The 18,259-nt window shown below is 29.8% G+C and carries 11 protein-coding genes; all 11 read right to left on the minus strand.

Features of this window, described 5'->3' with window-relative positions:
- Positions 1-37: 37 nt before the first annotated feature.
- The 11 genes from glpT to K5V21_RS15140 all read right to left on the minus strand — a co-directional run bounded on the left by glpT (position 38) and on the right by K5V21_RS15140 (position 18,158).
- Positions 38-1,357 carry a glycerol-3-phosphate transporter gene (gene glpT, locus K5V21_RS15090; protein ID WP_221861993.1) on the minus strand — a complete coding sequence of 440 codons (1,320 nt, stop codon included), beginning with the start codon at positions 1,355-1,357 and terminating at the stop codon, positions 38-40.
- Between the two features lie 491 nt (positions 1,358-1,848).
- Positions 1,849-3,267: a pyruvate kinase gene (pyk, locus tag K5V21_RS15095; RefSeq protein ID WP_204594017.1), complete on the minus strand. Its 1,419-nt coding sequence runs from the start codon at positions 3,265-3,267 to the stop codon at positions 1,849-1,851.
- A 66-nt stretch (positions 3,268-3,333) separates the two neighbouring features.
- Positions 3,334-4,293: a 6-phosphofructokinase gene (gene pfkA, locus K5V21_RS15100; protein ID WP_204594018.1), complete on the minus strand. Its 960-nt coding sequence runs from the start codon at positions 4,291-4,293 to the stop codon at positions 3,334-3,336.
- Between the two features lie 549 nt (positions 4,294-4,842).
- Positions 4,843-8,421, minus strand: a complete 3,579-nt coding sequence (locus K5V21_RS15105; RefSeq protein ID WP_221861994.1) for a DNA polymerase III subunit alpha — start codon at positions 8,419-8,421, stop codon at positions 4,843-4,845.
- Between the two features lie 35 nt (positions 8,422-8,456).
- Positions 8,457-9,407: a DNA-binding protein WhiA gene (gene whiA / locus K5V21_RS15110; RefSeq protein ID WP_204594020.1), complete on the minus strand. Its 951-nt coding sequence runs from the start codon at positions 9,405-9,407 to the stop codon at positions 8,457-8,459.
- Positions 9,408-9,836: 429 nt separating this feature from the next.
- Positions 9,837-11,216 (minus strand): gluconeogenesis factor YvcK family protein, encoded by a 1,380-nt coding sequence (locus K5V21_RS15115; protein ID WP_221861995.1) that lies wholly within the window; start codon positions 11,214-11,216, stop codon positions 9,837-9,839.
- Entirely contained in the window at positions 11,213-12,091 is an 879-nt protein-coding gene (gene rapZ, locus K5V21_RS15120; RefSeq protein WP_204594022.1) for an RNase adapter RapZ, read from the minus strand. Before rapZ ends, K5V21_RS15115 begins: the two co-directional genes overlap by 4 nt.
- Positions 12,092-12,305: 214 nt before the next feature.
- Positions 12,306-13,409 carry a histidinol-phosphate transaminase gene (gene hisC, locus K5V21_RS15125; protein WP_221861996.1) on the minus strand — a complete coding sequence of 368 codons (1,104 nt, stop codon included), beginning with the start codon at positions 13,407-13,409 and terminating at the stop codon, positions 12,306-12,308.
- Between the two features lie 316 nt (positions 13,410-13,725).
- Complete coding sequence (murB, locus tag K5V21_RS15130) at positions 13,726-14,637, minus strand: UDP-N-acetylmuramate dehydrogenase (RefSeq protein ID WP_204594024.1); 912 nt, start codon at positions 14,635-14,637, stop codon at positions 13,726-13,728.
- Positions 14,638-14,727: 90 nt separating this feature from the next.
- Positions 14,728-16,605 (minus strand): excinuclease ABC subunit UvrC, encoded by a 1,878-nt coding sequence (gene uvrC / locus K5V21_RS15135; protein ID WP_221862036.1) that lies wholly within the window; start codon positions 16,603-16,605, stop codon positions 14,728-14,730.
- A gap of 65 nt (positions 16,606-16,670) precedes the next feature.
- Positions 16,671-18,158 (minus strand): GGDEF domain-containing protein, encoded by a 1,488-nt coding sequence (locus tag K5V21_RS15140; protein ID WP_221861997.1) that lies wholly within the window; start codon positions 18,156-18,158, stop codon positions 16,671-16,673.
- Positions 18,159-18,259: the final 101 nt, after the last annotated feature.

Genomic DNA, 18,259 nt, shown 5'->3' on the forward strand with positions numbered 1-18,259 from the left:
TATTAACAAAGTAAGTGTGATTATTCATTATTACATTCTATTTCTCATCTGCTGATCTATCATGTACATTCCAAGTGAATGCGAAGAATACTATTGCAAATATACATGAAGCCATAAGCATAACAAATCCACCATTCCAGCTAAATTTATCTACAACTGCTCCCATTGCCACTTCTGCAAATACTTGACCTCCCATATATCCAAAAAGGCCAGTAAATCCTGCCGCTGTTCCTGCTGCTTTCTTTGGAACAAGGTCTAATGCACTTACTCCAATTAACATAACAGGTCCATATATTAATGCTCCAATTGATGCTAAAGCACAATCTATAATAAGTGGATTTGCACTCTTCCAATATACAAAGACTGCTATGAAAACTCCAATCATACAGAAGATTCCAAGAGGGGCTCTTCTTCCATGGAATACCTTATCACTAAGCCATCCAATTATTATTGTTCCTGGTATTGCTGCATATTCAAATAATGCAAATGCAACTGAAGATTCTTTCATACTAAAATTTCTAACTTCTTCTAAATATGTAGGTACCCAATTTATTACTCCATACCTAACTAAGTAAACGAACACATTAGCTAGTGCAATAAACCATAAGTATTTATTGTTAAATACATATTTAAACAATATTTCTTTTCCTGTTAATTCTCTTTCTCTATCATCAACAGCAACCTCTGGATAATCATCCTTATATTCTTCAATTGGTGGTAACCCAACTGATTGAGGTGTATCTTTAGCAAATATCATATATAATATACCGATTATAATTGCAATTATTCCTGGTAAATAGAAAATTCCTTTCCAACTACCAAATATTGATACTCCAAGTACTGCTATTGTAGCTATAAGTCCGCCCCCAACATTGTGAGCTGTGTTCCAAATAGACATCTTTACGCCACGCTCTTTATCAGAAAACCAGTGAGTTATTGTTCTACCACATGGTGGCCATCCCATTCCTTGGAACCATCCATTTAAAAGCATTAATATAAACATTAATGTTATACTACTTGTCAGTGGGAAGAATAAATTAACTACCCCTGATGCTATAAGCCCTATAGCTAAGAAAAATCTAGGATTAGATCTATCTGAAACATTTCCCATAACAAACTTACTAATTCCATAAGCTATTCCTAGTGCTGATGCTACAAATCCAAGCTGCATCTTTGTAAAGCCTTGATCTACAAGATATGCCTTTGCAAGTGAAAAGTTACTTCTTACAAAATAATATGTTAAGTATCCAATGTATATACTTATGAAAACTTGTATTCTATATCTTTTGTATGTAGAGTCTATCTTATCTTTCGGTAGCCTCTCTATATGTTTTGCTGGCTCTAAAAACTTTAACAATTTTTCCATCCCCTTATGTCTTTCTCCTCTAGTGCTTAAAAAAACCACAAAAAGGCATATCTTAAATTATGCTTTTTTGCGGTTATTCTCTATATCTCTACACCTAAGTTTATTCAATTTTCCATTTTTATAAATAGCGCTATTTCCTTTTTTATAATACATTTTTCAGTAAACATTTACAAGAATTTTCACTTTTATACTATCATTTTTTACCATTTGTTCACTTTATTTAATTTTTATTTTTATTTATTGTGAGAAAGAATAAAAAAAATAGCACCACAAAGGGTGCAATAGAATCAGTTGCCAATACTAATCTTTCAAATAAACGTATAAAACGTACATCTTATAATTTTAACACATGTCACAAATAATATACAATATTTTTTTAATTTTTTTAAAATTAATGTTAATATCTAAATCCAAGCAAAAATATATAAAAATAACTCTTAGAGAATACTCTCTAAGAGTTATTATGTATTTAAAGTATTAAACTATTTTACAACACTTACTTTCATTAAGTTAGTTGCTCCAACTTCTCCAACTGGTACTCCAGCAGCTATAACTACAGTGTCTCCGTTTTGAACGAATCCATTTTCTTTAGCTATTTCTACTGATTTATCCATCATTTCATCAGTTGATTCTAATCTGTCTGAAACGATTGAGTATACACCCCATGAGAATGCTAATTGCTTAGCAACTGTTTCATCTGGAGTTACAGCTATGATTGGACACTCTGGTCTACATTGTGATAATCTCTTAGCAGTTGCTCCACTTTGAGTTGATGAAACGATAGCTGATGCATGTAATTCGCTAGCAGCATTACAAGTAGCTCTACTTATTACTCCTGAGATTGCTGGAATATGGCTAGTTGCTTGTGATACAGCAACTTCATATTTTAATTGCTTTTCAGCTTCTTCAGCGATTTTAGCCATTGTTTGAACAGCTTCTACTGGGTAGCTTCCGTTAGCACTTTCACCTGATAACATGATTGCATCTGTTCCATCTAATATAGCGTTAGCTACGTCTGAAACTTCTGCTCTTGTTGGTCTTGGGTTTCTGATCATTGAATCTAACATTTGAGTTGCAGTAACAACTGGGATTCCAGCTTTGTTACATTTTTGTATTATCATCTTTTGAACAGCTGGTACGTTTTCTATTGGAATTTCAACACCAAGGTCTCCTCTAGCTACCATAATAGCATCTGATTCAGCTATTATTGAATCTATGTTATCAACACCTTCTTGGTTTTCTATCTTAGGACAGATAAGTATGTTTTCTCCACCATTTTCATCTAAAACTTTTCTTATAGCTCTTACGTCTTCAACTTTTCTTACGAATGATGCAGCTATCATGTTTACTCCGATTTCACAACCGAATTTTAAGTCTGATTCGTCTTTTGCAGTTAAAGCTGGTAATTTTATTGAAACACCAGGAACGTTAACTCCTTTGTGGCTTCCAACTAATCCTGTGTTCATAACTTCACAGATTACCTTGTTTCCTTCTACTCTTCTAACTTCTAATCCAACTAAACCATCATCTATTAATATAGTGTTTCCTGGTTTAACATCGTTAGCTAATCCATCATAGCTTACTGAACATTTAGTTGCATCTCCAACTACTTCTTCACCAACATATATAGTGAATTCTGAACCCTTTTGTAATTCAAGCTTACTTGGTTCAAAGTTTCCAGTTCTTATTTCTGGTCCTTTTGTATCTAAAACTATAGCAATTTCTTTATTGAATTTCTTTGCTAATTCTTTAACCTTTCTAATTCTTCCACCATGTTCTTCATGGTCACCATGTGAAAAATTATGTCTTGAAGCATTCATTCCTGCTTCTATAATTTTTGATAGTATTTCTTCATTTTCACTTGCTGGTCCGATTGTACAGATCATTTTAGTTTTTTTCATTCGAAATAACACTCCTCTTTATTTATAATTAACCCAAAATCTATATATAAATATTATTTATAGCTACTATTTTGATAAGATTTCTGCTATTCTGTAAGTTTCTTCATCAAACTTTCTTTCAACTGCTAAAGCTTCATCTATATCCATATCAATTATCTTATTATCTACTGTTCCTATAACTCTTGAAGTTTTTCCTTCTTGTAAAACTTCTACAGCTTTTGCTCCCATTTTTGAAGCTAGTACTGTATCAAATGCACTTGGACTTCCACCTCTTTGGATATGTCCTAATACAGTTGCTCTTGTTTCTATTCCAGTAATTTCTTCTACTTCTTCAGCAAGCTCAAATGCTCCGCCTACTCCTTCAGCTAAAAGTACAAGATTATGCATCTTTCCTTTTTGCTTTCCTTCTAAAATAGTTTTACATAATTCGTTTTTATCGAATCCTTTTTCTGGTGTTATGATAGCTTCTGCTCCACCTGCTAAACCTGCATATAAAGCTATATCTCCACAATTTCTTCCCATAACTTCAACTATTGATACTCTTTCATGTGATGTTGAAGTATCTCTAATTTTGTTAATTGCATCTAATACTGTATTTAATGCTGTATCAAATCCTATAGTATAGTCTGTATAAGCTAAATCGTTATCGATAGTTCCTGGTAATCCGACAGTCTTAACTCCTAATTTTGAAAGAAGTTTAGCTCCTGTAAATGATCCATCTCCTCCGATTACAACTAAAGCATCTACTCCATAAGCTTTTAATATTTTAACAGCTTTTTTTCTTACTTCTTCTTGCTTAAACTCTGGACATCTAGCTGTTCTTAAGATTGTTCCACCTCTTTGGATTATATCTGAAACAGAACTTCTATCCATTGTGAATAATTCTCCGTTTATTAATCCGCTGTAACCTCTTTGGACTCCCATTACTTCTATCCCAGCTGCTATAGCAGTTCTAGTTACTGCTCTAAGTGCAGCATTCATTCCTGGTGCATCTCCACCACTAGTTAAAATAGCTATCTTTTTCATGATTACTCCTCCTTCTACCGCCGGGACATGGCTAGTCCCACTGGTAACAAAACTTCCCACGTTTATATGACCGATTATAATTGTACATAAATTGTTGAAATTTATCAACGTAATTTCTTCAACTTTTTTCAATATACTTCTATATATAATAAGTTATTCTTTATTTATCTAAATTTTTCGCTATGTTCTGATAATTTTTAATAATATTACAATTAATATTATACCCTATGAATATTAAAATTATATACAAAATAAATGATTTTTAGGAATTAATTTTTGTAAAAATTTTCATTTACATTTCATTCAATATTATTCATATTTATTAACCATTTTTCATAATTTTAATCACTTTATTGAAAATTTATTAAATAAATATTGCACTAATTAATCATTTATAGGATATTTATATAACTTTTCTTAATTATTCTAATACAATTATCTACTTATTTCGATAAAATTTCAATACTAAATAGTAATTTTTCAGTATTTTTAGATTATTTCCACAAAAAATAAGTATGATGCATTAATTATGCATCATACTTTAATGTTTTAGGAAGATATTACCTTGATATTATCTTCACCATATTTATCTTTAAGCACTGTAATTATATCTGTATCCAGATTAATCCAAGCCTCTCTAGCTAATCTGTAACTTTTGTTATTAGAAGCATTAAATACATATATTGCTGCCTCACCCTTATATTCTTCAAAACCTGTTCTAAGTTCATAATTAGCCTTTTTAACTTCTTCTTCATCATTTACTCTAATATAAATCTTATTAGAATCAACCTTCTCTAAACCTTCAATCTTTTCACATATAAGCTTTGGTGGCTCATCTTCCTTTAGACTAATTCTTCCTTTTATAGTAACTAAAGCATCCTCTGAAATACTCTCTCTTACTCTATCTAATGTTCTTGGAAATACTATAACTTCTATCTCACCACTTAAGTCTTCAAGTTTTAAAAATGCCATAATAGTATTATTTCTAGTAACTTTTTGATTTACTTCTGTAAGTATTCCTCCAAGTATTACTGTCTGATTATCTTTAATAGGCATTTGATCAATTATATCTTCTATATTTATACCTTTTGAAATATTTTCTTCAATTGCTTTATGAACTTTAAAAATACTAATTACTGAAGTGGTTGTTTGCATATCTAAACTTTTTGCATATTCATCTAATGGATGACCTGATAGATACATACCTGTCATTTCCTTTTCCATTGATAAAAGATTCCTTTTATTAAATTCTTTTATATTCGGATAGTTAATTTCCGGCATACTTATCTCTTCTTCAACTGCAAAAAGACTTATTTGTCCATCGATATTTCTCTTTTTGTCTCCAGCTACTCCATCCATTAACTTTTCATATACTGCAAGCAGCTTAGATCTAAATACTTTAAAAGAATCAAAAGTTCCAGCCTTTATTAAGCTTTCGACAGCTCTTTTATTTATTGTTCCAAGATCTAACTTGTTTATAAAATCCATTATTGAGGTAAATTCACCTTTACCTTCTCTAGCTTTAACTATTCCTTCAACTACATTTACTCCAACATTTCTTATTGCAGCTAATCCGAATATTATCTTGTCACCTTCAACTGTAAATTTTGAATAACTTTTATTTATATCTGGTGGAACAACTTGTATACCAAGGCTTTCTGCAAACTTTATATATCCTGCAACTTTTTCATTTATTCCCATTACTGAATTAAGCATGGCTGCAATCATCTCAACTGGATAATACTTCATTAGATATGCAGTTTGATATCCAACTACCCCGTAAGCCGCAGCATGTGATTTATTAAATGCATAGGATGCAAAGTCCATCATCATGTCGTATATTTTATTTGCTATCTCTTCTGATATTCCATTTCTTAAGCATCCAGGTACTTCAATATTTCCATCACTATCTTCTATTCCATATATGAAGTTCTTTCTTTCTTCTTCCATGACCTTATGCTTTTTCTTAGACATAGCTCTTCTAACAAGGTCACTTCTTCCCATAGAGTATCCAGCTAACTTTCTAACTATCTCCATAACCTGTTCCTGGTAGACCATAACTCCATAAGTAACATTTAGTATATCTTCAAGTTCTGGAGTTAAATATTCAACCTTATCTGGATTTTTCTTTCTTTCAATATATCTTGGTATTTCTGCCATTGGACCTGGTCTATATAAAGATATACCCGCAATAATATCTTCTAATGAATCTGGTTTAAGTTCCTTCATGAAAGATACCATTCCAGCTGACTCTAATTGGAATACTCCAGCTGTTTTACCTTCACCAATCATCTTATAAACTTCTCTATCATCAAAATCTATCTTATCTAAATCAATGTCTACCCCTCTATTGTATTTAATCATTCTAAGGGCATCATTCATAACTGTAAGAGTACGAAGTCCTAGGAAGTCCATTTTTAAGAGACCAAGTTCTTCTAATGTATTCATACCAAATTGAGTTACTATCATATCTTCATTCTTTTGAAGTGGTACATACTCAACTAAAGGCTTTGATGCAATAACTACACCAGCAGCATGAGTTGATGAATGTCTTGGAAGACCTTCTAAATCTTTACTAACATCTATAAGATTTTGCACCCTCATATCTGTATCATAAGCTGTCTTAAGTTCTGGATTTAAGTCAAGCGCCTTCTCTATAGTTATTCCAAGCATTGTAGGTATCATCTTAGCTATTCTATCAACCTCTGCATAGGAATAGTTCATCGCTCTACCAACATCTCTTATACATGCTCTTGCAGCCATTGTACCAAAGGTTATAATTTGAGATACATTGTTTTCTCCATACTTTTCAACAACATAATCTATTACCTCTTGTCTTCTTTCATAACAGAAATCAGAATCTATATCAGGCATACTTACTCTCTCTGGATTTAGAAATCTTTCAAAGAGCAAACTATACTTTATAGGATCTATCTTTGTTATTCCTAAAGTAAATGCAACTATTGACCCTGCTGCTGATCCTCTACCTGGTCCTGTTGGTATCCCCTGTTCATTTGAGTATCTTATAAAATCCCAAACTATAAGAAAATAATCAACATATCCCATTTGATTAATTACTCCAAGTTCATAATCAAGTCTATCAATAAGTACTTTAGCTTCCTCATTTTCTTCTCTCATTTTGAATATCTTATCGTAATTATATTCTTCATTCTTTATATCATCAAATACTCTATATCTCTCTAAAAGTCCCTTAAAGCATGTATCTCTTAAATATATATAAGGATCATCTTCATCTGTTGGAAGCGGAAATTTAGGAAGCTTAGATACATGGAATTCATAATCAAAGTTACACTGATCCGCAATTTTTATTGTGTTCTCTAAAGCTTCTTTAACATATGAGAACATATCATACATTTCATCAGCTGATTTTAAGTAGAACTGATCTGATGGATATCTTCTTCTATCTGGATCTTCAACTGTTTTACCAGTTTGAATACACATTAATATATCATGAGACTTTGAATCTCTTTGCTCTATGTAATGAACATCATTTGTTGCAACTAATGGAATTCCTGTTTCTTTAGATAATTTTATATTAAGTTCATTTACTTTTCTTTGTTCTTCCATCCCATGATTTTGAAGCTCTAAATAGAAACCTTCTTTAAATATATCTTTATAAGTTAAAGCAATATCTTTTGCCTTTTCATAGTTTTCGTTAAGAAGAGCCTTCTGCACCTCTCCCCCAAGGCATGCACTTAATGCAATAAGCCCTTCACTATGATCTCTTAAATAGTCATGGTCAACTCTAGGTTTATAATAGAATCCATCAATAGATGCTGCTGACACTATCTTCATAAGATTCTCATATCCAGTTTCATTCTTAACTAAAAGAACTAAATGATTTGTACCATTATCTTTATCTACATTTTTTATAAGCATAGACTTACTGGCTACATAAACTTCACAGCCAAGTATCGGTTTAATTCCCTCTTCCTTAGCTGCCTTATAAAAATCTACACAACCATACATAACTCCATGATCTGTAATAGCCATGCTTTCCATACCTAGCTCTTTTGCCTTTTTTACAAGATTTTTAATTTTACCTGATCCATCTAGAAGGCTATACTCTGTGTGAAGGTGTAAATGACAAAACTTTTTATTTTCCACTTAGTCACACTCCTTTCTATATAAGAGAAAGGCCATTAGTATGTACCTGACCTTACCTCTTCTGCTATCTTTTCAATTTTTCTTAATCTATGATTAACTCCTGACTTTCCAACTGGTGGATCTAGCATTTCTCCTAACTCCTTTAACGATTCTTCTGGATATTGAAGTCTAAGCTCCGCTATCTCCTGAAGATTTTTTGGTAGTCTTTGAAGTCCTATATTATTCTGAATAAGTCTAATACTTTCAACTTGCCTAACAGCTGCATTAACTGTTTTTGAAAGATTAGCTGTTTCGCAGTTAACTAATCTATTAACGTTATTTCTCATTTCTTTTTTTATTCTTATATTTTCTAGTTCAAGTAAGCATGTATGAGCTCCAAGTATATTAAGTAAATCTACTATTTGCTCTCCTTCTTTAATATAAATAATAAAACTATTCTTTCTTTGAATAACTTTAGAATTAAGTCCACAACTATTTATAAGTGCACATAAATCATTTGCATACTCTTCACTATGAGTAACAAACTCTAAATGATAAGTTTTTTCTGGATTACTTATACTTCCTCCACCCAAGAAAGCTCCTCTTATATATGCCTTCTTAGTTTCATCAGTTTTTACCATTTCAGGGTCTATTGTATAATCTAAACTCATTACACCTTCTACTTCCTTAAGTATTCCAGTCTCTTCTAAAAGTCCACGAACTCCCATCTCTTCATCTATAACAACCATATATATGTTATTTTTTTTAAGAGAATTACTTTTCTTAACCATTAATTTAGAGTGAATATTAAAATGCTCTTTTAATAAAGTAAATATAAGTCTTGCACTTGCAGGATTCTCAGTAGTAATCCTAAATGCTAAACCTTTTCCAGTAAATGCAATGGTACCACTTACTTTCATTATTGCTGAAATTTCTGCTAAAGTCTCCTCTTTGCTTATATCACTGTATCTACAGATTTCTCCTTTAACTTTTGATGAAAACGACATTTATTGCTCTCCTTCTATATATATTAATTAAAATATATCTAACTATATACAATACTTAATTATAACATAAAACTCCCTAAATAATTACTTTAATATACGTATATAATATACATTATCCTTAGAATTTTAGGAAATATATTCTGCATTAATCTTAGTAAAATTTCAAACTTTAATCTCATACTTATTATACAAAATATTTATAATATAATATTCATAAATGTTTTGTATATTTCTTATCCTTTTATATACTTACAGGCTTTTTTCTTACATTGTTACCATTAACTTAAATCGATAAACCAATAGTTCTACAATGATAGTATATTAACCTAATTATTGCTTAACTGCCCAATTTTCTTTTACAATATAAATTCAGTCAGATACTTAATATATTAAATAATAAAAACCAGCAAAGTACTTTGCTGGTTTTTATTATTTATTTGAATTATCTTTATTTGAACTATCTCTTTTAAACTTCTTTTCAGTCTTATCTCTTTCCTTTATACGTTGAGAAAGATACATATACTCAATAATCTTTCTTCTATCATAAAGAAGCTTCTTCTCCATAATAGTTTCAACTAAAACTTGAGCTAAATAATCAGAGTCATGCTTAATAGTACCTTTACTTACTCTTACAAGATTCTTTTCTACTATATCAATTCCAAGATCTTTAATATTCTTTCTATCAATGTTAACAATCTCTGATCCTTTATCCTTATACTTTTCTTTCATATCATCACTGATACTTCCAACATTTGCAATTACACAGTTGACTATATCTTTTCCACCATATTTCCTTAATACATTGATATGATCAGTTACTTTGAATCCATCCGTCTCTCCTGGTTGAGTCATAACATTTGAAATATATATTTTAAATGCACTACTCTTTTTTATTTCACCTACAATACCATTAACTAAAAGATTAGGAAGTACACTAGTATAAAGACTACCAGGTCCCATTACTATAGCATCTGCATCTCTTATAGCTTCTAATGCTTCTTCTAATGGTTTTGCATCACTAGGTTCAATAGATAATTTTTTTATTCTAGATTTTTGTCTTAAAGCTTCTTCCGGAATATCTGATTCACCTTCAACAATATTACCATTTTCTAATTTAGCTACTAGTTTCATGTCATCTAGAGTAACTGGAAGTACCTTTCCAGTTACTGCAAGAACAGAACTCATTTGTTGAACTGCATCAACAAAATTTCCAGAAACTCCATCCATAGCAGCTAAAAATAAATTACCAAAGCTTTGCCCCTTAAGCCTTCCGTCAGTAAATCTATATTGAAGTAAGTCTTCCATTAATGGTTCCATATCTGCTAATGCTAAAATACAGTTTCTTATATCTCCAGGTGGAAGCATCCCAAGGTCCTCTCTTAAAGCACCTGATCCTCCACCATCATCGCCCACTGTAACTATTGCAGTTATATTAGATGTATAGTACTTAAGTCCTCTAAGCATAGTAGATAGACCTGTCCCCCCTCCTATAACAACTATTTTAGGACCTTTAACTAAAAGTCTCTTTTCTGTTATAAGAGTCTCTATCTTCTTACTATCTAAGGACATTCTTATATAACCCTTATTCATAAGTGCAATTACCGATTTAATTCCTTCTGTAATTGATATATATATTACAAATACTCCTGTTACATTAAGACATATATAAAATAATTTATAATAAATATCATAAACTCTATGGGTAACAAGTTCATTAAATCCAAATGCAATTAACAAAATCCCAAAAAGTCCAAATGCAATCCACCTCTTAACTTTAATACCCGGTTTAAACCAATCAGAAAGCCTCATAGCTTCTTTTCTCCCTTATTAACGTCTTCAGATATATCTCTATGCTCTATACCTGTTTTATATCCTTCCAATGAAAGAAGTTCATGTATTCTATTTGCTATGGTAACTGATCTGTGTCTTCCTCCTGTACATCCTATTGATATTATAAGTTGTCTCTTTCCTTCTTTAATATAATTTGGAATTAAGAATTTAAGCATATCTTTAAGCTTATCTACAAACTCTACTGTTTCTGTTTGTTCTAAAACATACTTTTTAACAGGTTCATCATTACCTGAGTATTGTTTAAGCTCTGGGATGTAGAATGGATTTGGAATAAATCTTACATCAAATACTAAATCTGAATCTACAGGTATTCCATACTTAAATCCAAAACTTAGTACAGTTACTGATAATTCCTTATCTGGTTCTTCACTTGAACCATAGTAACTATTCATTTTTTCTCTTAAGTCTCTAATTGCATATTTTGATGTGTCTATTATAACATCTGCTCTATCTTTAACTTCTCTTAACTTATTTCTCTCTTCAGTAATTCCTGTAAGAACACGAGATTTTGGTGAAAGAGGATGACTTCTTCTAGCTTCTTTAAATCTCTTAACTAAAACTTCATTTGATGCTTCTAAAAATAATATTTCATACTTAAAATCGTTGCTCTTTAAGTATACTAAGCTTTCAAATAAATCATCAAAGAATACTCCACCTCTTATATCTGTAACAATTGCTACTTTTTCAATGCTTCCATTATTACATGCTTCAGCAAACTTAGGTATTAATTGTGGTGGTAAATTATCTACACAAAAGTACCCTAAATCCTCTAAACTTCTAGTTGCTTCTGTCTTTCCAGCTCCTGATAATCCTGTGACTATTACAAATCTCATAACCTACTCCTCCTTTTACGATTAATTTATCTCATTATATCATATATGCAAATTACGATATACTATTTACAACTTGCAATGATAGATAAAAATCCTTAATAATTTTTAACGTAATCTTTATATTAATTTACTCTCTACTTATTGTCAATTGCAAATTTTACATAACTTTCAATAGATTAAAAAAGCGTTATGTATAACATAACGCCTATATTCATTAATTATTATTTCTATACTCTATTGCCTCCTCTAGAAGTTCAATAAATTCTCTATTATCCCCTTCTAGACCTATTGATACTCTTATCCATCCTGGCATACCAAGTAAAAATCCAGGTCTTATTATAAAACCCTTAGATAATAAGTACTCATGTATCTTTTTGTCATCGCCATTTACATTTACCATAATAAAATTAGCATGAGTATCCAAATATTTAAGCCCTAGTTTTTTAAACTCCCTCTTTAAATATTCTCTTTGAATCTCATTATTATCAATTACATATTTTAAGAATTCTTTATCTTTTAAAGCTTCTGTAGCAGCTTTCTGTCCATATAAATTTGAATCAAATGCATTAATAACTCGATTTAAGTACTGAACAAAGTTAATTTCACCTATTCCATATCCAATTCTTAAAGATGCTAATCCATAAGCTTTAGAAAATGTCTTTAATAAAATAATATTATTATGAGCCTTCATAAGTTCTAATGTATTTGGAAATTTATCTGATTGAACAAACTCTTCATAAGCTTCATCCATAACTATCAATACACTTCTAGGTATTCTATCAATAAGTGTAAGAAATTCTTCTTCTGTAAATATTGTTCCTGTAGGATTATTAGGATTACAAAACCAAATTACCTTTGTCTTATCAGTTATAGCATCTACCATACCTTGTATATCTAACTTATTATCCTTCATTGGAATTTTAATAGGCTTTGCTCCCATTAATAAAGTATTTGATTCATATCTTGGAAAAGTAATTTCACCCATGATACTTTCATCACCTTCATTTAATATAGTAAGACATATATCTTTGATTAAAGAGTCTGATCCTGCCCCACAGAATACCATATCTTTATCTACATTAAATGTTTTAGCTATCTCTTCTTTAAGGTCATGTGATGCTGCATCTGGATATAAACTAGTCTCATCAACTAATTCATTAATCACTCTCTTAACTGCCTGAGAGCATCCATATGGGTTCTCATTTGACGCAAGTTTAACTACTCGCTCAATTCCATATTCCCTTTTAACTTCATCTATAGGTTTCCCTGCTACATATGGTGAAAGGGATTTCACTTCTTTTCTTATTAAATTTTCCATATTTTCCTTCCCTAACTAGGAAGTCCCCCCTTTTTAATATACTTTAGTATATATTTATTTTATCATTTATTCTATTGCTTAATGGCAAATAAACTATTGCTAGAATAGCAATAAATTAAATTCTTATATAATTTTTAATCTTTAATGCGAAATAAATAATAATATTGTAAAAAAATACTAATGCTATAAATATAATATTATACTATTCCCATAAATTTAACAAATCAAACTTACTCTAAGCACTCTCTATCTACTATAATTTCCCCAAAATAAAATGAGCCTATGAAAAATAGGCTCATTTTATATATAAAAATTTCTAATTTTTTTCTTCTCCAATTATCCTAACTTCTGGATGAAGTTCAACTCCAAATTGATTTTTAACCTCAGATTGTATGTGTGCTATAAGATCAAGTATATCTTTTGCAGTTGCACCACCCTTATTTATAACGAAACCTGAGTGCTTTTGTGAAACAGCAGCTCCCCCTATTGAGTAACCTTTAAGACCTGCATCTTGAATAAGTTTACCTGCAAAATGTCCTTCTGGTCTTTTAAAAGTACTTCCCGCTGAAGGATATTCAAGAGGTTGTTTTGATTCTCTCTTTTCAGTTAAATCATCAACTCTAGCTTTTATCTTTTCATGCTCTCCACCTTGAAGAGCAAATACAGCTTCTAATACTATTGCCTTCTCTTCCATTACTCTTGATGTTCTATATCCTAAATTTAATTCTTCTTTAGTATAATTTATAATCTTTCCATCCTCTGTTAGCACTTCAGCACTTTCAATTACATCTGCAATCTCTCCATTGTAAGCTCCTGCATTCATAAATACAGCTCCTCCAATAGACCCAGGTATACCACAGGCAAACTCTAATCCAGTCATATTATGCTCTAATGCTATTTTAGAAGCATCTTTTAATAATGCTCCTGTTTCTGCTATTACCTTGCCTTCTGATATATCTATGTTATTAAGTTCTGTAAGCTTTATAACAACACCTCTTATACCACCATCTTTAACAAGTAAATTTGAACCATTTCCTATAACATAATAAGGTATATTATTTTCCTTACAAACCTTTATAGTCCTAACAATTTGTTCTTTTGCCTTTGGTATAAGTAATACGTCGGCAGGTCCTCCGACCTTGAAATATATATGTTCGCTCATATTAGCGTTAAATTCTATTTGATTTTCTGAATATATGTCCTTGAATAATTCTCTATATTTATTCATCCATAAAAACTCCTTGAAATATATTTTTTACAATTATTTAGTATATTCTAAATTGGAAATTAAAACAAGTACTTAAAATTTACATTTGTTTTAATTTTGCTTATTTTCATCACCTTTAAAGTATTCTATTATACTTTCAGCAGCTTTATTGTTAATGCCTGGAACATCTAGTAACTCTTCCAAGCTTGCATTTTTCACCTTATCAACACTTCCAAATTTCATAAGAAGCTCTTTTCTTCTCTTAGCTCCAATATTCGGTATATCATCTAATATTGAATGAAGTGTTCTTTTATCTCTAAGAGATCTATGATAGGTAATAGCGAATCTATGAACTTCATCTTGAATTCTTCTTATAAGCTGCATGAGATTTGAGCTTCTATTTATTATTAACTCTTCATTCTTATATATAATTCCTCTAGTTTGGTGCTTATCATCTTTTACAAGACCACAAACTGGAATCTCTATATCAAGCTTTCTTAGAACCTCTAATGCAATATTAACCTGTCCTTTTCCACCATCCATCATTATAAGGTCTGGAAAATTTGAAAACTTTCCTTTTGAAAATGTAAGTTGTCTCTCTTGTATCTCCTTAATCTCTTTTAATCCATGAGAGAACCTTCTCTCTAATATTTCTCTCATACTATCATAATCATTGGCACCTTTTACAGTTTTTATTCTAAATCTTCTATAATCACTGTTTTTTGCTTTACCATCTTCAAAAACAATCATACTTCCAACAGAATCTACTCCCTGTATATTAGATATATCATAGGCTTCTATTCTACGTGGCATATCATCTAATGAAAGTAAATTTGCAAGTTCACTTAAGGAAATTCTATTTATTTCTTTTTCTTTTAATATCTTATCCTTAAATTGTTCTAAAGTTATCTTAGCATTTTCCTTAACCATTTCTAGCATGCTCTTTTTTTCTCCCTTTTGAGGAGTCTTAATCCAAACTTTAGAGCCTCTCTTTATTGTTAATAACTCCTCTAGTACATCCCTATCCGAAACTTCTGGGCAATATATATTCTTTGCAACTTTAGCTACCCCACTATAAAAGTTAACTATAAATTTAGCTAGAACCTCATTCGCTTCCTCTTCCGCGGTATTTTCTATCATAAAATGTTCTCTTCCTGTGATCTTTCCATCTCTTGAGAAGAATACTTGAATACAGCTATCTTTTTCATCACTATATATATTTATGAAATCTTCATCCTCATCTGTTACTTTAAACATCTTTTGTTTTTGAACTAATGCATCTATTGCTAAAATTTTATCTCTATAAGAAGCTGCCTTTTCAAACTCAAAATCTTCCGCTGCTTTCTCCATGTTCTTTTTAAGTTCACCAGTTACATCTTTATCCTTGCCATTTAAAATATCTATAACTGAAGCAATCATCTTTCCATACTCTTCTTTAGATACATATCCACCACAAGGTCCGTTACACTTATTAATATGGAAATTCAAACATGGTCTTGTAAGTTCACCACCTTCTTTTATAGCTCTTTTACAAGTTCTAATAGGAAATACCTTTCTTATTAGATTTATTGTTTCATATACTGCCGCACCGTTTGTATATGGCCCAAAATATTTATTTCCATCCTTTGCAAAATTTCTTGTTACAAATACTCTAGGAAAGTCCTCATTTGCAGTTATCTTTATAAAAGGATAAAATTTATCATCCTTTAATGAAATATTATATTTAGGACTATACTTTTTTATTAAATTACACTCTAAAATTAAAGCTTCCATCTCAGAGTCTGTTATTATATATTCAAATTCAGCTATATTCTTAACCATTGCTCTTACTTTCTCTGAATGATTCTTAGAATTTCTGAAATATTGTCTTACTCTATTTTTTAAAACCTTAGCCTTACCAACATATATTACTTCTCCTAATGAATTTTTCATTAAGTAGACTCCAGGCTTATCAGGTAATATTTTTAATTGATATTCAAAATCGAAAATTTTAACCTCCTCCTAATCTTTTGTTTAATTACATTTATATACTAATTATATCATCTAATGCAACTCTATTTCTTTCCTTTTTCTTCAAACTCTTTAATCATAAAGTGCTTAAATATTTTAAAATATCCGTATCCATTTTCTTTTGCTTTATACATAGCTATATCTGAATATCTAATAACAGATTTTATATCCTTATTATCATCTGGATATATACTAATTCCAACACTAACTTCTATCTTATAACTACTATCCTTTGATGAAAAATCTTTTTTAAATAGACTTATAATCTTATCACCATATTTATGTATATCTTCTTTATTCTCTTTTTCCTTTATTATTATAAATTCATCTCCGCCAACCCTAAAAATATTTGTCTTTGAATTTATTAAAGTAATTAGTCTATTTGAGACTTCAAGTAATAAATCATCTCCTACTTCATGACCTAATGTATCATTAATATGCTTAAATTTATTTATATCCATAAGTGCTACAATAAATGTCTTATCACATTCTATTTCTATTTCATCTAAGTACTTCTTTAAACTTAATCTATTTTTAAGCCCTGTTAATGAATCTGTATATGCTTGCTTCTCTAGAAGCTTATTTAATTCTTCACTTATATGTAAAACACATCTAAATCTATAAACCATTAATTCAAAGTCGCATATAATCATATTGATTTCTTCTATACTACTTTTTGACCATTCAATGATTTCCCCTTGACTTAAATTATTAGGTGTGTTTCCTATTATTAACAGCAGATTTCCTATATCTTTTATCAGTATTTTTTTTATGTATTTAATTAAAGCATATATAATTAATACTATAATTACTAAAAACTTAATTTTAATAATTTCTTCATCTAAGATTATCGATCTTTCTCTATTAATATCAAAACTATAATCTATAGTTTGCATAATATTTATATTCAATTCCTTATATACATTTCTGCAACTCAATACAAAATCAAAAACAAATGGAATAACTATAGAAATACATACAATATGAAAAATAATATCTTTAGCTCTTATTGTATAATTTTTATTTTCTCCTGTAATAAGATTAATCGATACGTAAGTTATAACTATATCCGTAATTAAAGCATTCATTAATCCGTTTATAACAATATTTAGAATAATAAATTTTGATGATATATTTAGATTTATATATAATAGATTTAATCTTGATGATATAAAGATCATTGATAGAAAGATTATCCAATAGGCTATATCTTTAAAAAACACTCTTTTCAATACACCTATTTTATTTAGAATTCCTATAAATATAATTTCAAATACCATTAATAATTTATAAGTCTCAATATCTCCAGTAAAATAAGTAATTGTTAATATTGATATAATAACAATTCCAGTATATTTAAATCCATAAAGATTTAATATGATAAGTAGTACACATGATAATATACTAATATTAATACCATAGATATTTAAATTTATTATATTTGATATAAATGCTAAAATACTTAATAAAATTATTAATATTATCTTTATTAAAGTGTTTTTTCCATTAAACTCTACTCTATTATTTATCATAATAATCAATCCCTGCATAAAATACTTCTATCATAGTATTTGCACTCTTAGTACTTTATATAAACTCAGATCAACTTTCTTTATAATAAAATAGGGATATC

The organism is Clostridium sardiniense (genome assembly GCF_019753795.1).
Lineage (GTDB): Bacteria > Bacillota > Clostridia > Clostridiales > Clostridiaceae > Clostridium > Clostridium sardiniense.